The organism is Rahnella sp. RcJ3, assembly GCF_009498575.1.
GTDB lineage: Bacteria > Pseudomonadota > Gammaproteobacteria > Enterobacterales > Enterobacteriaceae > Rahnella > Rahnella aceris.
In genome coordinates this window covers 397,232-417,829 of the sequence record NZ_QSNX01000002.1, presented here as the reverse complement: position 1 = coordinate 417,829, position 20,598 = coordinate 397,232, and the positions used below count along the sequence as shown (strand labels likewise).

The 20,598-nt window shown below is 53.9% G+C and carries 15 protein-coding genes; 5 read left to right on the top strand and 10 right to left on the bottom strand.

Annotated features, from left to right (window positions below):
• The first annotated feature begins 81 nt into the window (after positions 1 to 81).
• Positions 82 to 804, top strand: coding sequence for a bifunctional 2-polyprenyl-6-hydroxyphenol methylase/3-demethylubiquinol 3-O-methyltransferase UbiG (ubiG, locus tag DXU84_RS04595; protein WP_013574617.1), 723 nt, complete (start codon positions 82 to 84; stop codon positions 802 to 804).
• A gap of 67 nt (positions 805 to 871) precedes the next feature.
• Here the strand turns inward: ubiG and yfaL are convergent, their stop codons facing one another.
• Positions 872 to 4,660, bottom strand: coding sequence for an AIDA-I family autotransporter adhesin YfaL/EhaC (gene yfaL, locus DXU84_RS04590; RefSeq protein ID WP_153374945.1), 3,789 nt, complete (start codon positions 4,658 to 4,660; stop codon positions 872 to 874).
• Positions 4,661 to 5,370: 710 nt separating this feature from the next.
• Here yfaL and nrdA point away from each other — a divergent pair.
• From nrdA to yfaE, 3 genes are all read left to right on the top strand, one after another.
• Positions 5,371 to 7,653: a class 1a ribonucleoside-diphosphate reductase subunit alpha gene (gene nrdA, locus DXU84_RS04585; protein ID WP_013574614.1), complete on the top strand. Its 2,283-nt coding sequence runs from the start codon at positions 5,371 to 5,373 to the stop codon at positions 7,651 to 7,653.
• 72 nt (positions 7,654 to 7,725) lie between these two features.
• Positions 7,726 to 8,856 (top strand): class Ia ribonucleoside-diphosphate reductase subunit beta, encoded by a 1,131-nt coding sequence (gene nrdB / locus DXU84_RS04580; protein WP_112198666.1) that lies wholly within the window; start codon positions 7,726 to 7,728, stop codon positions 8,854 to 8,856.
• Positions 8,857 to 9,117, top strand: a complete 261-nt coding sequence (yfaE, locus tag DXU84_RS04575) for a class I ribonucleotide reductase maintenance protein YfaE (protein ID WP_013574612.1) — start codon at positions 8,857 to 8,859, stop codon at positions 9,115 to 9,117.
• Positions 9,118 to 9,256: 139 nt separating this feature from the next.
• On the opposite strand, the gene DXU84_RS04570 is transcribed toward yfaE, so the two are convergent.
• Positions 9,257 to 10,462 carry a nicotinamide mononucleotide deamidase-related protein YfaY gene (locus DXU84_RS04570; protein ID WP_153374943.1) on the bottom strand — a complete coding sequence of 402 codons (1,206 nt, stop codon included), beginning with the start codon at positions 10,460 to 10,462 and terminating at the stop codon, positions 9,257 to 9,259.
• A 127-nt stretch (positions 10,463 to 10,589) separates the two neighbouring features.
• Positions 10,590 to 11,135: a YfaZ family outer membrane protein gene (locus DXU84_RS04565; RefSeq protein WP_013574610.1), complete on the bottom strand. Its 546-nt coding sequence runs from the start codon at positions 11,133 to 11,135 to the stop codon at positions 10,590 to 10,592.
• A gap of 303 nt (positions 11,136 to 11,438) precedes the next feature.
• On the opposite strand from DXU84_RS04565, the gene DXU84_RS04560 reads away from it, so the two are divergent.
• The gene (locus tag DXU84_RS04560; RefSeq protein ID WP_013574609.1) at positions 11,439 to 12,872 is read left to right on the top strand and encodes a catalase; all 1,434 of its coding nucleotides are present in this window, start codon (positions 11,439 to 11,441) and stop codon (positions 12,870 to 12,872) included.
• Between the two features lie 67 nt (positions 12,873 to 12,939).
• Here DXU84_RS04560 and menE read toward each other — a convergent pair whose 3' ends face one another.
• From menE to elaB, 7 genes are all read right to left on the bottom strand, one after another.
• Positions 12,940 to 14,313 (bottom strand): o-succinylbenzoate--CoA ligase, encoded by a 1,374-nt coding sequence (gene menE / locus DXU84_RS04555; protein ID WP_112151205.1) that lies wholly within the window; start codon positions 14,311 to 14,313, stop codon positions 12,940 to 12,942.
• Positions 14,298 to 15,299 (bottom strand): o-succinylbenzoate synthase, encoded by a 1,002-nt coding sequence (menC, locus tag DXU84_RS04550; protein ID WP_013574607.1) that lies wholly within the window; start codon positions 15,297 to 15,299, stop codon positions 14,298 to 14,300. Before menC ends, menE begins: the two co-directional genes overlap by 16 nt.
• Positions 15,299 to 16,156 (bottom strand): 1,4-dihydroxy-2-naphthoyl-CoA synthase, encoded by an 858-nt coding sequence (gene menB, locus DXU84_RS04545; RefSeq protein ID WP_013574606.1) that lies wholly within the window; start codon positions 16,154 to 16,156, stop codon positions 15,299 to 15,301. The genes menC and menB overlap by 1 nt, the downstream gene beginning before the upstream one ends.
• On the bottom strand, positions 16,143 to 16,940 hold the full coding sequence (gene menH / locus DXU84_RS04540) for a 2-succinyl-6-hydroxy-2,4-cyclohexadiene-1-carboxylate synthase (RefSeq protein ID WP_153374998.1): 798 nt from the start codon (positions 16,938 to 16,940) through the stop codon (positions 16,143 to 16,145). The genes menB and menH overlap by 14 nt, the downstream gene beginning before the upstream one ends.
• A complete protein-coding gene (gene menD / locus DXU84_RS04535) occupies positions 16,937 to 18,610 on the bottom strand; it encodes a 2-succinyl-5-enolpyruvyl-6-hydroxy-3-cyclohexene-1-carboxylic-acid synthase (protein ID WP_112198242.1) in 1,674 nt (557 codons plus the stop codon). The genes menH and menD overlap by 4 nt, the downstream gene beginning before the upstream one ends.
• A 23-nt stretch (positions 18,611 to 18,633) precedes the next feature.
• Positions 18,634 to 19,971 (bottom strand): isochorismate synthase MenF, encoded by a 1,338-nt coding sequence (gene menF, locus DXU84_RS04530; protein ID WP_037036193.1) that lies wholly within the window; start codon positions 19,969 to 19,971, stop codon positions 18,634 to 18,636.
• Between the two features lie 235 nt (positions 19,972 to 20,206).
• Positions 20,207 to 20,515, bottom strand: coding sequence for a stress response protein ElaB (gene elaB / locus DXU84_RS04525; RefSeq protein WP_013574602.1), 309 nt, complete (start codon positions 20,513 to 20,515; stop codon positions 20,207 to 20,209).
• Positions 20,516 to 20,598 lie beyond the last annotated feature (83 nt).

Sequence of the window (20,598 nt, the reverse complement as noted above, 5' to 3'; positions counted from 1 at the left end):
TAACCAAAACCACAAAACTGAGCCAAAGCAGATGGAATATGTATAATCCGCTAATCAAGTTATAAGGAGTTCATCACGCTCATGACAACCACACCCTCCGCAACACCGCAAAACATCGACCATGAAGAAATCGCCAAATTTGAAGCCGTCGCCTCGCGCTGGTGGGATCTGGAAGGCGAATTCAAACCGCTGCATCGCATCAATCCGCTGCGTCTGAACTACATTCTCGAACGCGCTGATGGCCTGTTTGGAAAAAATGTTCTCGATGTCGGCTGCGGTGGCGGCATTTTGAGTGAAAGCATGGCAGTGGCGGGGGCGACAGTCACCGGACTGGACATGGGCGGCGAACCCTTGCAGGTAGCACGTTTGCATGCGCTGGAAAGCGGCGTGAAGGTGGAGTACGTGCAGGAAACAGTGGAAGCGCACGCCGACGCGCATCCGCAGCAATATGACGTGGTGACTTGCATGGAAATGCTGGAACACGTACCGGATCCGGCTTCTGTCGTTGCTGCCTGCGCACGTCTGGTGAAACCTGGCGGCCATGTGTTCTTTTCCACCATCAACCGCAACAATAAAGCCTGGCTGATGGCCATTTTCGGCGCTGAATATGTGCTGAAAATGGTGCCGAAAGGCACGCACGACATCAAAAAATTCATCAAGCCGTCTGAATTGCTGGGCATGATTGACCGCACATCGCTGTTTGAGCGTCACATTATGGGACTGCACTACAACCCGCTGACCGACCATTTCAAACTCGGGCCAAATGTTGATGTGAACTACATGATCCACACCCAGGCGCTGTAATATTCTGACTGCAAAAAAGGGTACAGCCTGCGCTGCACCCTTTTAATTTCACGGCTAACTGACTGACTTACCAGCGAATACTCACCCCAACTGACGCTTCGGTTTGCGAAAAATCATCTGACCCTTCTTGCTGTCCAACCTTGCCCCAGAGCGTGGTATTTTCGCCCAAATTGCCACTGATCCCGGTACTCAGTTCCGCACTGTCTTTGGCGGTGTTATCGGTGAAATTCACGCCATCCACATTCAGGGAAGTTTCCGCACTGTTATGGCGGTAATTCGCCTCTACAAAAGGTCTGAGATGCAGCGTCGGCGACGGATGAATATCCCATTCACTGCGCAAGCCTAAGCGCGTCTGAACGTTATTATCCCCCTGTTGTGCCACTTTCGACTGATTCGACGCGGTAAAATCTTTCTGCTTCACGCCCTGATAAATCACCTGCGCCTGGGGTTGCACGGTCCAGTTCCACTGGTTTCCCTGCATCAGGGTAAAACGGTAACCACCTTCCAGTGAGGCGGAAAGGCCGGAAGAGTGATAATTATCATCACCTGTACCGTCTTCGCTGACGCTGTTATCAAACCAGGCATATTGCATCCAGCTGTCGAGATACGCGCCCTGATGATCCTGTGCGTTCTGATACCAGGAAGCGGTCAGTCCGACGGCGTATCCCTGGCTGTCATTATCTGATTTGCGCCCGGTCAGTACACTGGTGCTATCGCCGTGGCTGTTACTGTAACCGCCCACCACACCCGCCAGGATTTCCCCGTCACCTGCATTATTGCGCAGGAAATTGCCGCTGATCTGAACCACTGACGTGTCATTGTGACTGTCAATCTGGCTGGCAAAGGTTGAGCTGTCGCGCGATGAATCCACCCGCAGCTTAATATTGTCATGACCGGCACCGGCATGATCCTGCGCCGTCATACTGAAAGCATTATTGGCGATGCGCAGGTTGCTCATATAGCCGCCCATTTTAGGGTTCAGCACCGGTGTAAAATCTTCCCCGCCAGAGGCTGGCACAGGTTGCGGCTGCGGTTGAACATCGGGATCAGGTTGCGGCTGGACGTCAGGATCGGGCTGAGGTTCCGGTTGAGGCTCCGGCGTCACCACCTGCGAGCGCAGATACCAGTCCTGATTATCCTGCACCAGAGAATAGTCGTAGGCGCCCATATTGATATATTGCTGACCACCGGCCAGATGGAAATCCGCCGCGTTCTGGAAGCTTTGCGGGTCGGCAACAAAATCGACAACTTTGATGCCGGTTTGCGTCGCCTGCCCGATGCCGCTGACCGGCACAACCGCCAGCGCGGTATCACCGGAAGTATTGCCGTTAAGAATCAACTGGTCGGTCGCCGAGGTATCACCATTCATTTCAGTTTCCAGCACCAGCGTGCCGCCGCCGGTGTAATCACCGTTGACCGTCAGCGTATCCCCGGCCTTGCCATTCTCCAGACTGGCGGTTCCTGCGCTGTTATCAAGGCTGCCGTTGACCGTCACACCGGCTAAATAGGTCAATGCATCCAGGGAAAGATTCGTGTTCAGCGTGCCTTTAAGCGCCATACCGGACGTAGCATTCACCAGCGTGCCCCCCGTGCCGGTAAACAGGCTGGCATCCAGCGCCGAGGAAGTGTCCTGATTTGTCAGGACCAGCTGAGTGTTGTCGGAAATCAACAGTGTACCGGTGGAATCCGCATCGATGCTGCGCACCTGCTGATCCATGCCGGTGGCAAACGTGGCATTTTCGCCGACGTACAATGAAGAGGCGTCTGCGATGATGTTTTCCGCGCCTCCCTGCAAAGTACCCTGTTCGACCCGGACAGCGGAATGGCTGTTGCCCGAATCTTTCAGAATCAACGTACCGTTACCGGTTTTGGTGAACGTGCTGTCAACGTCTGCCTGCCCGCCGGTACTGTCAGCGGTTAAGCCGCCCCATTGCGTGGTCACGCCGTCGTCCACCTGCATCGTCCCTGAGGCCCGCATTTCAATATCTCGTGCCTTACCGGTTTGTGCTGATGTGGTATCGACCTGCCCGCTGGTATCGCCCGGCGCAGAAATCTCCAGCGTACTGGCCTGTGCCGGATCAGTAAAAATGACCTGACGATTATAGGCTTCATCGCCCAACTGAGAGTTACCGGTGACCTGCAATGTCCCGGAAGCGATCTGCGTCGTGCCCAGATAAGTATTGTTATCCGCCAGCGTGACGCGTCCGGCACCGGCATCAATCACCGCATACACGCCGCCATCAACGTGATAGTCGCTGCCCGTCCCCAGCGTCACCAGATCAGCATTACCGATTACCGTACCGCCGGACCCTGTAATCGTCAGGCCGTCGTTAGTCTGATTCGCTTCACCGTTGAAGGTGGTCATGTCCGACAAATCCAGCACACCGCCGTCGAGCACAACAGACTGCGGATCGGCCTGCAATATCGCTAAATCTTCAGCATCGCCCTGAACGCTGAGTACAGCGTTTTGTTCCACCACAATGTCGCCATCCAGCCCCATAGACTGCGCGCCGGTCAGGGTGAAACTGCCGTTTTCTGCCACGGTCAGGTCGCCTGCTCCGGTGGTTGTCCCCGCCATGTAGCCGCTGTTAACAATGACATTACCGCCAGCATCAATATTCAATGTGCTGTTCTCATGCCCCATAAAGGCATTTTTAAAGGTTTGCTGCGTGCTGCCAACATTCAGTATTGCCGTGTCATTCACATAATTATCGTTACCTAACACAATACCGTGACAGGTATCTGCCGCAGCCTGACAGTTGGTGTCGCCGACATTGATCAGCGTGTCATCACGTCCCAGCGTGACCGTGCCCTCTAAAATGTCGAATACGCCGGTAAAACCGCTGTTATCAGCATTAAGTACCAGTTCACCAGCACCGCGTTTGAAAATCGCGCCATAACCGGCGATCGAGTCATAAGCGCCGTCGTTGGCGGTATTACCGATGATCAGCGTTTTATCTGCAGCAATATCAAAATCGGCTTCGCTGTGGCCGAGATACATGAACCCGCCGCCAGCGGCATCGGGAGCATCGCCATAATTGCCAGCGACGTTATCGTGGTAATAGGCAACACCATCATTTTCTTGATAGTTTTCATCAATGTTGATGTTGATCAGGAATGGCGTAGACGCGCTGCTGGTGTAGATTGCGCCTCCCTGTCCTTCGGCCTGATTGCCGGTGAATTCGCTGTTAGTGATAAACATGCTGCCGTGGGAGTCAGACGTATTGTCCGTGGCATCAATCGCACCACCGCTACCATTACCTGAACTGGCACTTTTGTTGGTTTTTGCCTGATTATCCTCAAATAAAACATTTGTCAGCTGGACTTTATTATTAAGAGAATAAATAGCGCCGCCTTTCCCCTCACTGGAAATATTCCCTGAAAACACGGCATTAGTAATGGCAAGATCAGTATCACCTTCATCATTGGTGCCATTCATATATATTGCGCCACCGTAATCATGGGCGACGTTATCAATGAACAGGGTATTTTCTAAATATACCGTCGAGTTTTCTTTCGCAAAGATCGCGCCACCGTTTCCCGAACTGCTGTTTCCGGTAAATACGCTGTAACCGGTGGTGCTCTCAGGAATAATCTCCAGTGTGGTGCTGTTTCCCAGGTGGAAGGCACCGCCCGAGGAACCTGAACCGTTCAGGCCGGAGAACTGCATCTCAGCGCCATCAGCCACGGTATAGGTATTGAGGGTTTTATTTTCAAGCGTGGTGGCCGTGGCGTTGCAACTTTCAGTAATTTGCAACCCTGAACAGGTCGGGAGAGTTCCTGCAAAAGCCGCCTCTGAAAAAGGCAATAAATTAAAGACTAAAAATAAACACGCCGTGATTTTATTGAAGACCATTGAAGTTCTAATCCCGCACCTGATGAAAGAGGAGCGAAAGTAATATGCACAGTGCCGGGAGACCACTTAATGATAAATTTAGAATATATAAACAACATCATTCATTCATCATATGTATTTATAATAAGGCTCATTTTTCTCAAAAACGCACTTTTCAGAAAGTGAACAAAAACCTGCTAGCAAGGTTGCTCCGAAGCGGCTTAACGGCTGTACTGCGACGCCAAATCGTCATCGGTTGCAAGTCATTTTTTCCGCTAATCCAGTAGAATTTACGTTAAGAGACGGGGTATGCCGGGGTTAAAACCTTAGTTTTTAGGACGTTGGTTGGCGTGAACACCGCAACATGATTTTTTAGAATAGTTATCCAGATCAATATAGCGTTTTTTTCTAACGTTTAATAAACCGGCAGTTGATCACCTTTCATAAAAATATAAGAAAATCGTATCTGAGATATTGACAGGTTTGTCGCGCCAGCAATGACGGACTTCTCAGGCTTGACGTCAAAATTTCTCCCCAACTTATCCACAAATCTGCCCGTTTTGTTCACTTGCAAAAGGGACATTCAATCACTATCTTGTCATCAGAAAATAACAAACCCACAATATATTGTGTTTATATCCTGACCAGCACACTAGGAACCTCTTGTGCTGCCGCGCATGTTTTACGCGGTCAGGTCAGACCCTTTATAAACCTTTAAGGTATCGCACCCAATGAACCAAAGTCTGCTTGTTACTAAACGTGATGGCCGCACAGAACGCATCAACCTTGATAAAATCCACCGTGTCATTGACTGGGCAGCGGAAGGTCTTCAAAACGTATCAGTTTCTCAAGTAGAACTCCGTTCACACATCCAGTTCTATGACGGCATCAAAACCGCTGATATTCACGAAACCATCATCAAAGCGGCGGCTGATCTGATCTCTAAAGATGCACCGGATTACCAATATCTGGCCGCGCGTCTGGCGATCTTCCACCTGCGTAAAAAAGCCTACGGCCAGTTTGAACCACCAAAACTGATCGACCAGGTGACCCGCATGGTTGAAATGGGTAAATACGACAAACATCTGCTGGAAGACTACACGGCTGAAGAGTTCGAGCAGATGGACAGTTTTATTGACCACTGGCGCGACATGAATTTCTCTTACGCTGCGGTTAAGCAACTGGAAGGGAAATATCTGGCACAGAACCGTGTGACCGGCGATATCTACGAAAGTGCTCAGTTCCTCTACATTCTGGTCGCGGCCTGCCTGTTCTCCGGCTACCCGCGCGAAACGCGTCTGGATTACATCAAACGTTTCTACGACGCGATTTCAACCTTCAAAATTTCCCTGCCTACGCCAATTATGTCCGGCGTGCGCACTCCGACCCGTCAGTTCAGCTCATGCGTGCTGATCGAATGTGGCGACAGTCTGGATTCCATTAACGCGACCTCCAGCGCCATCGTGAAATACGTTTCACAACGCGCCGGTATCGGCATCAACGCCGGTCGCATCCGTGCGCTGGGTAGCCCGATCCGTGGCGGTGAAGCATTCCACACCGGTTGTATCCCGTTCTACAAACATTTCCAGACTGCGGTGAAATCCTGTTCTCAGGGCGGTGTTCGTGGCGGCGCAGCGACACTCTTCTACCCGATGTGGCATCTGGAAGTCGAAAGCCTGCTGGTACTGAAAAACAACCGTGGTGTTGAAGGCAACCGCGTCCGTCATATGGACTACGGCGTGCAGATCAACAAACTGATGTATCAGCGTCTGGTGAAAGGCGGCGACATTACCTTGTTCAGCCCGTCTGACGTACCTGGCCTGTACGATGCATTCTTTGCCGATCAGGACGAGTTCGAGCGTCTGTACGAGAAGTACGAGCAGGATGCCAGCATCCGTAAGCAGAAAGTGAAAGCGGTTGAACTGTTCTCCCTGATGATGCAGGAACGCGCCTCTACAGGCCGTATCTACATTCAGCATGTTGACCACTGCAACACCCACAGCCCGTTTGATCCGGCTATCGCGCCTGTTCGCCAGTCCAACCTGTGTCTGGAAATTGCGCTGCCAACCAAACCGCTGGATGACGTTAATGACGAAAACGGCGAAATCGCGCTGTGTACGCTGTCTGCTTTCAACCTCGGTGCGATCGAAAGCCTCGACGATCTGGAAGAACTGGCTGTTCTGGCAGTTCGCGCTCTGGACGCCCTGCTCGATTATCAGGATTACCCGATCAAAGCCGCAAAACGCGGTGCGATGGGCCGACGTACGCTGGGTATCGGCGTGATTAACTACGCGTATTATCTGGCGAAAAACGGTGTGCGTTATTCCGATGGCAGCGCTAACAACCTGACCCACAAAACGTTCGAAGCCATTCAGTATTACCTGCTGAAAGCCTCCAACGAACTGGCGAAAGAACAAGGCGCGTGCCAGTGGTTCAACGAAACCACCTATTCACAAGGCATCATGCCGGTGGATACCTACAAGAAAGATCTGGATGCCATCTGCGATGAACCGCTGCATCTGGACTGGGATACGCTGCGTGAAAACATCAAAACATACGGCCTGCGTAACTCCACGCTGTCCGCGCTGATGCCGTCCGAGACCTCTTCGCAGATCTCCAACGCCACCAACGGTATCGAGCCACCTCGCGGCCACATCAGTATCAAAGCGTCGAAAGACGGGATTCTGCGTCAGGTTGTGCCGGAGTACGAGCGTCTGAAAGATCAGTACGAACTGCTGTGGGATATGCCGAACAACGACGGCTACCTGCAACTGGTTGGCGTAATGCAGAAATTCATCGACCAGGCGATTTCGTCAAACACCAACTACGACCCGTCGCGCTTCCCGAACAGCAAAGTGCCAATGAAACAGTTGTTGAAAGACTTGCTGACCGCCTACAAATTTGGCGTGAAAACGCTGTACTATCAGAACACCCGTGACGGTGCTGATGATGTACAGGAAGACATGAAAGCCGATGTGGCTGATGACTGTGAAAGCGGCGCCTGCAAAATCTAATCTTTTGTTTTAACTAAGAATATTATTCAAAACCCCCGTCAGGGGGTTTTTGCCGAGAATTTCGAGGAAGTTATGGCCTACAGTACTTTTTCCCAGAATAAAAACGATCAGCTTCTTGAGCCAATGTTCTTTGGTCAGTCGGTTAACGTTGCCCGTTTCGACCAGCAGAAGCATGAAATCTTTGAAAAACTGATCGAAAAGCAACTGTCCTTCTTCTGGCGTCCGGAAGAGATTGATGTTTCCCGCGACCGTATCGATTTTCAGGCGTTGCCGGATCACGAGAAACACATTTTCCTGAGCAACCTGAAATACCAGACGCTGCTGGATTCCATTCAGGGCCGCAGCCCGAACGTCGCGCTGTTACCGCTGATTTCTATTCCTGAGCTGGAAACCTGGGTCGAAACCTGGGCGTTTTCGGAAACTATTCACTCGCGCTCTTACACGCATATTATCCGTAACATCGTGAATGATCCGGCGATTGTGTTTGACGATATCGTGACCAATGAAGAAATCCTCAAGCGCGCGAAAGACATCTCCGGTTACTACGACACGCTGATCGAGATGACCAGCTACTACCATCTGCTGGGCGAAGGCACGCATCAGGTCAACGGCAAAACCGTTGTAGTTAACCTGCATGAACTTAAGAAGAAACTCTACATCTGTCTGATGAGCGTCAACGCGCTGGAAGCCGTACGTTTCTACGTCAGCTTTGCCTGTTCATTTGCGTTCGCCGAACGTGAACTGATGGAAGGCAACGCGAAAATCATCAAGATGATCGCCCGTGATGAAGCGCTGCATCTGACCGGCACTCAGCACGCGCTGAACCTGCTGCGTTCAGGTCAGGACGACCCTGAAATGGCAGAAATCGCGCTGGAATGTCAGCAGGAGTGCCATGACCTGTTCGTGCTGGCGGCACAGCAGGAAAAGGACTGGGCAGAATACCTGTTCAAAGACGGTTCGATGATCGGCCTGAACAAAGACATTCTGTGTCAGTACGTCGAATACATCACCAATATCCGTATGCAGGCTGTCGGGCTGGATGCTCCGTTCAAAACCCGCTCGAACCCGATCCCGTGGATCAACGCCTGGCTGGTGTCTGATAACGTGCAGGTTGCGCCACAGGAAGTGGAAGTCAGCTCCTATCTGGTAGGTCAGATTGATTCTGAAGTTCACGCCGATGACCTGAGTGATTTCGAGCTTTAAATGGCCGACAGAACCATCACACTTTCAGCAAACGGACAGCAACTGGCGTGTAAGTCAGAGCACCGGAATTTGCTGGAGGTGTTTGAACATCATCAGGTTGAAGTGGAATACCAGTGTCGCGAAGGTTATTGCGGATCGTGCCGGATGCGGTTGATTAACGGTGAGGTCGCCTACAGCGAGAAACCCCTGGCCTTTATCTCAGACGGCGAGATTTTGCCGTGTTGTTGCATGCCGGTTGGGGATATTGAGATCGCGTTTTAGACTTTACTCCTCCCCCTGCGAAGGGGGAGGACGGGAGGGGGTTTTAAGGGCTAACATCTCATCAAAGCCAACCTCAACTCTTTGATTTCGCTTTAATACCCCACCCCAGCCCTCCCCTTCGCAGGGGAGGGAGCTAAAGCTAAACCTTCTCAACCCGATCCAACCACGGATAATCCGCCACCGGCGCCCACCCGTTCAGGTAACGCCGCAGCATATCCATCGCCACCATCGCCATGGTCTCCTGACGTAATGCCAGTCCGTGACGCGTGGCGGTATAGCGGATTGTCAGGCCGCTGGTGCCGGTTGGGGTATGCAGTGCCAGACTTAATTCTGCACCTGACAGCGCGCCCACAGCCAGCGCCAGTTGTGCGCCGGTGGTTTCGGCCAACGTCTGCGCACGCGCCAGTAAGCCTTCGAGGGATTTTTCAGGTGAGGGTTCGTCGCCTTGCGGCAATAACTCGCCGTTGACCAGCGGAACGCCGGCGCTTTGCAGACGCCAGTTCAGCAGGCCGCCGGTGAAACTTTCACTGACCGCCAGACGTAAATCCTGCGCCAGCAGGCGTTCTGCCAGACGATCCGGCAGGCTACCCAGCCCTTCAAAAATCGTGCTCTCCCCTGCGACTTCACGCACGCGTTCAAACGCTTTGTGCATTGCAGCTTCCTGAGAGCGCGGGCCGGTGACTTTCAGCTCGATAATCGGCGATGACGAACGGTAACCCATCACCACGCCTTCCGGCAGCTCAAGTTGATCCAACTCGGTGGCAAGGTCACTTTCACCACGTCCGAACGTGGTCAGACGTAAACATAACGGGGCTTCCAGCGCCGGAAATTGTTTGTGCAGACGTGGAACGATTTGTTGTTCCACCATCACTTTAAATTCGGACGGTACACCGGGCGTGAAGAAAATCTGACAGCGGTTGAGCTTCACGCTGAAGCCGCAGGCGGTGCCCACCGGATTATCCAGCAGCTCGGCATTGGCCGGGATTTGCGCTTGTTTGCGGTTGGATTCGGCCATCGGACGGCCACGTTCATTGAAGAACGCCTGCATGGTTTCAATCCAGCCAGCATCTTCCACCAGTTCCACATCACAGGCTTTAGCCGCCGCCAGCGCACTTAAATCATCGGTCGTTGGCCCCAGGCCGCCGTTCACGATAAGCACATCAGCGATATGGCTGCGTTCTTTGAGAACAGCCACCAGCGCGTCCAGACTGTCGCCCACGGTTTCACGACTGGTCATCGGTAAACCTTGCTCAAACAGATAATTCGCCAGCCATGCCGAATTGGTATCCACAATCTGGCCGTGCAGCACTTCATCACCCGTACTCAGCATCTCAACCCTAAGCATCCCGTTCTCCTTCTGTCTTTTTTGTTACTCCACTGTAGAAAGGCTGGGACAGAAAAACAATCTCCGTTCGGCAGAAAACAAAAAGGCCCGCACGAATGCGAGCCTTCAGATTTTGCTTCAGACAAAATCAGAAATTAACAGCGCCACCTAAATACGCACCGTCTGCCACCACGTTATCGCGGTTGCCATCTTTGCCATCCATCGCCATGTAACGGTAACCCACGCTCACGGTAACCAGCGGGATGGCCGTCAGACGAATACCTGCGTTCGCTTCTTCATAGTTAGCAATGCCGCTGGACAGGGAATCCGGGGAATAATAATAGTCGCCGTACAGGGTGAACATTTTCGCGATTGGCAGTTGCAGACCACCGCCGACAGCCGCAGCGTACCCTTCGTCACCGTCTTTAGGATTGGTGTACAGGCCCTTACCGCCGACGGTCGCGATGAACGGACCCAAAGGAATGTTGTATCCCAAACCCAAGCCTGCCACATCACCGTCGTCATCGTTATGGGTGTAATCACCGCTCAATGCCAGACCCGGAGATGTGGTGCCAAAGCCCACACCCAGATGCGTGTAATGCTCACCGACTTCACCATTGACACTGATTGCGCTGGCAGATGCCGCGACAAACATCAGACTGGCAGCGGCACCAGCGACAAGTAACTTTTTCATTATTTATCCTAAATAACAGTCAAACGACAATAAATCTTCCACGGGAAGTCTAAAGCAATTCACTCAGTCGTAACAACTTTTTGGAACGTGAATGCATTCACCGGGGTTGTGAAAATTGTAAGAAACATCGTTTTCATTGATGAAATGAACGTTTCCCATCGAAATGATAACTCCCACCTATTTGCCTCTGATCAATATAGGGTTTATTTCTAATCGGTAGAGTTAATTTGACTTAAGTGAGGTTAAAGGAACCCCCCCAACGTTTTTACTTACATACACACGCAATTACCGGAAGGAATTTTTATGACCAAGAAAGGTTTAACCACCGCCGCTGGCGCGCCAGTCGTCGATAATAACAACGTGATTACCGCTGGCCGCCGTGGCCCGTTGCTTTTGCAGGATGTCTGGTTTCTTGAGAAATTAGCGCATTTCGACCGCGAAGTGATCCCGGAGCGTCGTATGCACGCTAAAGGCTCCGGCGCTTATGGTACTTTCACCGTGACGCACGATATTACCGCTTTCACCCGCGCGAAGATCTTCTCCGCAATCGGCAAACAAACTGACATGTTTATCCGTTTCTCGACGGTTGCCGGTGAACGCGGTGCAGCGGATGCCGAACGTGATATTCGCGGTTTCTCGATGAAGTTCTACACCGAAGAAGGAAACTGGGATTTAGTCGGCAATAATACGCCGGTGTTTTATCTGCGTGACCCGCTGAAATTCCCGGATCTGAACCACGTCGTCAAACGTGACCCGCGCACTAACCTGCGTAATCCGGCATACAAATGGGACTTCTTCTCTCATCTTCCGGAAGCCCTGCATCAGCTGACCATTGATGTCAGCGACCGTGGCCTGCCAACGTCTTACCGTCATATCCACGGTTTCGGCAGCCATACCTTCAGCTTTATCAATACTGAAAATGAACGCTTCTGGGTGAAATTCCACTTCCGCTGCCAGCAGGGTATTGAAAACCTGATGGACGATGAAGCCGAAAAACTGGTGGGCACCGACCGCGAGAGTTCGCAGCGTGATTTGTATGAAGCGATTGAACGCGGCGATTTCCCGCGCTGGAAACTGTTTGTGCAAATCATGCCGGAAGCGGACGCTGCAAAACTGCCGTACAACCCGTTTGACCTGACCAAAGTCTGGCTGCACAGCGATTATCCGCTGATTGAAGTGGGTGAATTCGAACTGAACCGCAATCCGGAAAACTACTTTGCCGAAGTAGAACAAGTCGCCATGAGCCCGGCCAATGTAGTACCTGGCATCGGTTTCTCACCTGACCGTATGCTGCAGGGGCGTCTGTTCTCTTACGGCGATGCGCACCGTTACCGTCTGGGCGTAAATCATCATCAGATCCCGGTCAACGCGCCAAAATGCCCGTTCCATAATTATCACCGTGACGGCGCAATGCGTGTGGACGGTAACAGCGGCAACGGCGTGACTTACGAACCCAACAGCGCGGGCTTGTTCCAGCAACAGCCCGATTTCAGCGAACCGCCACTGAGCATTGAAGGCGCGGCAGACCACTGGAATCACCGGGAAGATGATGATTACTTCACTCAGCCACGTTTGCTATTCAACCTGCTGTCTGAGGCTGAACATCAGCGTATGTTTGCACGCATTGCCGGTGAGCTGAAACATGCTTCGCCGGAAACGCAGGCACGCCAACTGGCACTGTTCTATAAAGTCGATCCGGCTTATGGCGCAGGGGTTGAGAAAGCACTGAAAGACTGACTTTTTACCATCAGAAATCATAAAGGCCGCATTATGCGGCCTTTATTGTTTATTCCGGGCTATTGTTTTACGAAAGCATTTCTACCCATTGCCGGACGCTCGCCCGCGAGATTTTAATCCCCCCCTGCGACAAAGCCCCGGGCAGCGGATGATAGGCCACCGGCAACTGGAAACGCGGGATCTTATCGCTCAGCCAGCGATTGAGTTCCTCATACACCAGCCCGGCTTGTGCTTCGAGCACGGCGACCGGTCGCTGACCAAATTGCTCATCTTCCACCGGAACCACAAATGCCTGCGAAACCTGCGGGTGGCTGACCAGCACTTTCTCGATATCTTCAGGTTGGATCCCTTCTCCGCCGCTGAAAAACAAATTATCCATCCGCCCGGCCACCTGCAGTTCATCGTCAATCCACGTGCCACGGTCGCGGGTATGCAACCACCCTTGCGCATCAGTCACCGGTGATAGCTGACCGTTTTTCCAGTAACCACTAGCCATACTGGCGGTACGGATCAGGATCTCCTGATCAACGATTTTGACTTCCTTCCCCGCCAATACCTGACCGATACCGGCGCTGCCATCGGCTCGTTTCGCCGTCACTGTGGACGCAGTTTCCGTCAGCCCATATCCGCACCAGCAGCGTATTCCTGCTTTTTCTGCCTGTTCAGTCAGCGCCAGAGGAATTTGCGCCCCACCAAGCAAAACGTCTGTCAGCTTTTCAGGCACCGGCGTGCCTTGCAGCAGACGCCAGAGTTGCGTCGGTACCAGCGAAGCGTGGCTGCATTCTGCCAGCGCTGCATCGAGCGGTTGGTCTTCGGACAGCATCAGCGTAGCGCCGGCCAGCAGCCAGCGCCAGACGATGCCTTGCCCGGAAACATGAAACAGTGGCAGAGAAAGTAACCAGCTATCGTTACGGGTGAAAGGGATCAGGTTCAGCACACCCGCCGCACTGGCGAGATGGGCGGCAACCGTATGTGCTGCGGCTTTCGGTAAACCGCTGGAACCCGATGTCAGCGTCAGTGTGGCAATACGCTGCGGTTGCCATCCGGCAGAACTGAGCCAACAGGCATTCTGCATGGTCAGCGCGGGAATATTCAGCGGCAGTTCCGGCTCCGCCAGATCCAGTACAAAAGCGATATCGAGTTGCGAAAGCAGTTCATCACATAATGCCCAAGGCAGTTGCGGATTAAGCGGTAACAGGCGCGCGCCGGTTTGTAATAACGCCAGATAGCTGAGTACGGCATCAAGGGTGTTTTTACTGCGCAAAACCACACCCGCGCCTTCGCCCACACCCTGCGCAATAAAACCGGCTGCCAGCGTGTCGATGCGGTGCTGTAAATCACGCCAGCACCAGGTGATATCTCCCGCTTTCAGCGCTACGGCAAAAGGTGAAAGGTTTGCCCTTTCACGCCATGGCCAGTCGTTGATCATTTGCTCTGCCACACAATCTCCAGATCAGACACATCCGTTAGCGGTAATTCAGAGCCCGGCCAGCGACGGATCAACTGCGTCCGCATGAGATCCAGCGTATCCAGCCCCGGAATGGCGTCCGGCGTCAGCCATTGGGCAATGCGCGCCAGTTGTGTCAGCCCGAGACTCGACTCGATGGAGGAACTGATCACAGCTTCCAGCCCTGCGGCATGCGCCTGCGCGATCAGCTGACGGCAACGCATCAGACTGCCGGTCAGCGTGGGTTTGATGATGATCGCCGCCAGCCCGGGTTCGGCCTTCACGGTAAAACCGGTTTCGCGCACGCTTTCATCCCAGGCGATCGCAATACCGGTCAGACGGGCGAAATCGCGGGACTGCTCGCGGGTCAGGCACGGTTCTTCGATAAACGCGATGCGTGAACGCAGTTCGGGCGCCACATGACGGGCAAACCCTTCGGCTTTGACCGGCGTCCAGCTGCGGTTGGCATCAAGGCGCAAATGCAGTTCCGGCAAGGCTTCCAGCAACATACTGACATTCAGACCATCGCCGACGGATTCGTACAATCCCACTTTCACCTTAGCCACTTTCCTGCCGCGAAAATCGCCCGGCAGCGCCCCCAGACGCGCATAAAGCTCATTCGGATCGCCATGACACAACGGTGCACAGCGCGTGCTCAGCACTTCGGGCAATTCGCCGCGTAATTCGGCGTCCGCACAACTCAGCCCGAAAGCCACCGAAGGTAAAGCACTGAACGCAGAGGCAACGGCAGCCAGCGAGGCCCCCTGCACCCACTGGCTCAGGCCATGCTGAACGGCATCCTGCGCCTGAGACACATCTTCCACACTAAAACCGGGCAGCGGCGCAACTTCGCCCCAACCCGTTGCTTCGTCCTGCCACAGTGACACCAAAAAACCGTCGCGGGTTTTCAGGCGCTGATTGCGCAGCACCACCCCAGCCTCCATCGGCACGCTGTACCGGTACACCGTGGCGCGACGCATTATGGATTACGCTTAAATTTGCTGAAGTCCGGCTGGCGTTTTTCATTAAACGCGTTGCGACCTTCCTGACCTTCATCGGTCATGTAGAACAACATTGTGGCGTTCCCTGCCAGTTCCTGAAGCCCTGCCTGACCGTCGCAATCGGCGTTCAGTGCGGCTTTCAGGCAACGCAGTGCCATCGGACTGTTTTCCAGCATTTCACGACACCAGCGCACCGTTTCTTTTTCCAGATCAGCCAGAGGAACTACGGTGTTGACCAGCCCCATATCCAGCGCCGCTTTGGCATCGTACTGACGGCACAGGAACCAGATTTCACGGGCCTTTTTCTGACCGACGATACGCGCCATATAGGATGCGCCCCAGCCGCCGTCGAAAGAACCAACTTTCGGGCCGGTCTGCCCGAAGATGGCGTTATCTGCCGCAATGGTCAGGTCACACATCATATGCAGAACATGGCCGCCGCCAATGGAATAACCAGCAACCATCGCCACGACTGGTTTCGGACAGGTGCGGATCTGGCGCTGGAAATCCAGCACGTTGAGATGATGCACACCGCTGGCATCCTGATAACCACCGTAATCGCCACGCACTTTCTGATCGCCGCCCGCACAGAAGGCTTTTTCGCCTTCACCGGTCAGCACGATCACGCCGATGCCTTCGTCGTTACGGGCATCGTCGAGTGCGCGGATCATTTCTTTGACGGTCAGCGGACGAAATGCATTGCGAACCTGCGGACGGTTGATGGTGATTTTAGCGATGCCGTCGGTAGATTTGTGGTAACGAATATCTTCAAACTCGCCGGTACAATCACGCCATTCGACCGGCGCGTACAGTTCTTTTTCATCAGGATAAATCATGTTCAACTTCCTTTAAGACAGGTGAAGTAATAAATGCCAGCGCCTGACGGGCAAATTCCGCCGGGTTATCACGGTGGGCGTTATGCCCGGCATTAGCGACAGTGCGTAGCCCGAAACCGGATTGCTGCGCAAGATGAATAAACTTGGCGTCCTGACTGCCACACAACCACACAACCGGCAGGGAAAGCCGCAGCAATTGTGCACGTAAATCAGGCTGTACCGAAAGCGACGTGGCCGCCAGCATGGCAGAGACAGAGTGCGGGTTGTTGTTCTCACGCAGCACGATCATTTGCTGGCGTTGCGCATCGGTCAGGCTGGAAAACACCGGCTGGCGATACCAGCTTTCCAGCGCCTGTTTCCACGGTACTTGCAAAAAGCGAGCCGCCCATTGCTGATCATGATGGCGGCGTTGTGCGCGTTCAGCCTGACAGGTCAGCCCCGGATGTGCGCCTTCCACCAGCAGCCCCTGCAATCCGCTGCGATCACCCTGACAGGCGTGATACAGACTGATGCGCCCCCCCAGCGAGTAGCCGATCAGCCAGTACGCAGTGACGTTATTTTCGTGCAGGGTATCGGTTAACAGCTGGCTGACATCCGCAAATCCGGCAGCGGTCAGCGACGCGGAACGACCATGTCCCGGTAAATCCACAAACAGACAAGGCCAGCCTTCAAGCGCAGGAAGTAAGGGTTGCCAGTCATCTGCACTGCCCAGCAGGCCGTGGAGAAACACCAGCCACGGACGATCTTTAACCTCTGGGTTGAGTGTGTGACAGGCCAGCGTCATGATGCGCTCATCTCCTTCACCAGCGAACGCAGGCATTCTGCCCCTTCTGTCTCACTGACTTTCAACTCGATCAGTTTCACGCCACCATGCTGCCAGCATTGTCTGACGGCATGATGAAGCTCAGACATCGATGCCGGACAGGCATAATCCAGACCAAACATCGCTGCCGCATGGCTGAAGCTGACGTTCTGCGGCATGCAGTAAAAACGCTGCCGCTCGGCTTCGGGCGTTGGCAACAACGAGAAAATTTGTCCACCATTGTTATTCACCACAATAATCACCGTCGGCGCGGAACACTGACGCATCAGCGCCAGCGCGTTTAAATCATAAAGTGCAGAGATATCACCCAGCAGCACCAGCGTCGGTTTGCAGGTCGCGCGCTGCACACCTGCGGCGGTGGACAGCAGCCCGTCAATACCGCTTGCCCCGCGATTGGCGAAAACAGGATAACCGGCGGGGAGTTGGGCAAAGGCATCCACCAGACGAACAATCAGACTGTTGCCAAGAAATAACTGGCCGTGCTCAGGTAATAAAGCCGGAAGCTGCCACGCTGCGGCGGCCTCGCCAAATACACCGTCGAGACGGGTTTCAACCGCATGTAACGCCCGCTGCGAGCAATGCTCAAGGGCTTCTGCCCAGTCAGGCTGAGGCTGTGCCGGGTGAGACTGTAACCATTCACTGACGCGGGCCTGTAGACGACGACCGCGATGCTGCGCCGGATCCTGACGGCCTGACAGCGGGTCAACCAGCCAGTATTCATCGGGTTGACAGGTCGCCTGCCATTGCAGCAGGCGCTTACCGGTCAGACCGCCACCGAACTGGATAACCAACTGGACGTGCGCCAGTATCGCCTGCGCCTGCGGCGATGCCAGCCACAAATCTGCGCAGGGAAGCGGATTGCCGGTTGATGCCTGCACATCACTGATCAACGGCCAGCCCAGTTGCGCCGCCCACTGCGCCACCTGTTCACTTTCGCAGGCAGAAAGACGGCCAGCGATAATGACGCCGCGCTTTTGCCGCCAGGAAAACCAGTCCGGCTGCGCGATTGCAGGCAAAACCTGAGAATAATTCAGCCACGGTTCATGGCCCTGCCACCAGTCGCCCAGCGCCAGCAACCAGTCCTGATGCTCGCCGTTGTCCTCGCCATACAACGGTTCGGCGAACGGACAGTTAATGTGCACGGCGCCGTGCGTCTGCTGCGCCAGCGTATTATCCAGCGCAGAAACCAGCCAGCGCGCACTGATTTCGGGCGTCGGACGCGGTAAATCCAGCGTCCCGACGGGGTGACTGGCAAACATGCCGGTCTGGCGGATAGCCTGATTCGCACCGCAATCGATGAGTTCCGGCGGACGATCAGCCGTGAGCAACACCAGCTTTTCGCCGGTCAGCCCGGCTTCGATCAGCGCCGGATATAAATTTGCCACCGCCGTGCCGGAGGTGACGATGATCGCCACCCGCTGCCCGCTGGCTTTTGCCAGCCCGAGAGCCAGATGGCCAAGGCCGCGTTCATCAAAATGGGTGTGGCAGATAAGGTGCGGATGCGCGGCGGCGGCAAGGGTTAGCGGTGTAGAGCGGGAACCGGGCGCGATGCACACATGCTGCACCTGATGTCGGGTTAACGCTTCGAGGATAAGCGTCGCCCAGCGGCGGTTAAAGACGGCAACAGACATGTTCAATTCACTCCGGCAAGGGGTTATCCGGCCTGAACGGCAGGCGTATAATGCTCTTCCAACAAAGTGCGTAAACCAGCGGCTTTGTTTTCGATTTCCTGCCATTCCTGTGCAGCGTCAGAACCGGCGACAATCCCCGCGCCTGCGTAGAGTTCAAGATGATGTCCTTTCACCGTCGCCGAACGTAACGCGACGGTAAATTCACTTTGTTCAGCACTGAGATACCCGGCGGAACCGGCATACCACTCGCGGTCAAAAGGCTCAAATTCGGCGATAAATTCACGCGCGGCCTGACGGGGTAATCCGGCCACTGCTGCGGTCGGTTGCAGACGTTGCAGGCAAGCAGCGTCATCGGGGTCGGTCAGCTCACCGTGAATATTGCGGCGTAAATGCTGCACCTTGCGCAGACGTAAAATCTCCGCTGGCGTCACATCCAGCGAATGCGCCCCGCCCTGTAAGCGCTGGCAGATATCGTCGACGACCAGTAAATTTTCGCGTTGGTTTTTGCCATCGCTGAGCAGCCAGTCCCCCAGCGCCCGCGCTTCCCGGTCATCGGGATGATTGGCCACGGTTCCCGCCAGCGCTTCGGTATAGAGTTCGGTGTGATCACGCAAGAATAAACGTTCCGGGCTGGAGCCCAGAAACGCCTGTTGCGGGGTAAAAGCCAGCATGAAATGGTAACAGTGATGATTAACGTCGCGGCTGGCGGCAAGAAATGCGCAGGCATTCAGCGGCTGGCTGAGCGTTAAGGTGGTTTTTCGCGCCAGCACCACTTTGTCGAACTGATGCTGCTCAATACCCGACAGCGCGCGGTCTATCAACTGTTTCCACTGAGGCTCGTCCGGTAAATGATGATGTTGCAATACACGGGAAGCGATCGACGGTAAGGCGCGGCTGACGACCAGTGAACGTAAAAATAAGCGGGTGCGACGTGCCTCATCGCGTAAAGAATGTGGGCTGAAAACGGTACACCGCAGCCAGTAACTGTTTCCCTGACGGCAAAGTTCGATGCGCGGAAGAAACAGTGCGTTGGCAGCTATTGCAGCCCCGTCAGCCCCGTTAAACGCATTCAACCCCCAGATATGCAAATCGGGTTCATCCTGGTGCTCGCGGATGAACGCCTGTGCCCGGGCGGTATCGCAAAATGAGTAGGCATCACCACAAACAGCGGCTTCTTCATTGCCATCACGATGTTGCCAGTAGAATTTCGGGTAGCAGGGTTGCGCAGACAACCATTCCAGCAGGCCGGTGTCAGGCTGTTTTTGCAGGGAATAACTGAACTGCCGGATCCCCGCTGCATCAGGCCATTCGCCTGCCAGCGTCGTATCAAGCTGCTCAATGATTGCTGATATTTGTTTCACCGCTACCTCAGGCCATACCGGATGTTTAGTGACGGGCAGAAATACCCTTCTGGATCAAAAAACGGGTTGGATCAATTACGGATGAATTATGCGGCGATACGAAAAATGAAAATATGCGACAGATCAAGCTGAAGTGAGTGCCATTAGCTAAGAAGGAGTATAGGCAGGGAGAAAGGAGTAAGCAAACCGGGAGAAACAAAACAGGAGCAGCACGCGCTGCCCCTGTTCAGTCAGATTAACGACGCAGCAGCAGGCCGACAACCAGACCTACGGCAGCACCGACACCCACACCATGCCATGGGTTTTCATGCACATAGTCGTCAGTTCTTTCCGCTACCAGACGGGCTTTCTTGCAGTAAGAGCGTGCAGCCGGGTCAATACGTGATTTGATGTCTTTCAGCGCATTTTCTGCGCGTGCTTTGACCTGAATGTACTTCTCATCCGCTTTGTCACCAGAGGACTTCAGTACTTCTTCCAGCGTTTCAGTCAGCATGCGTAAATCGTCGTCCAGCGAATTTTGCTGTGTCTCAAATTGGTCAGCCATGGTTATCTCCTTATGATGTGTTCGTGTAAAAGCATAGACTGCTTTTAACCCTAGCGTATATCAGGAGTAATTGCCTGAAGGAT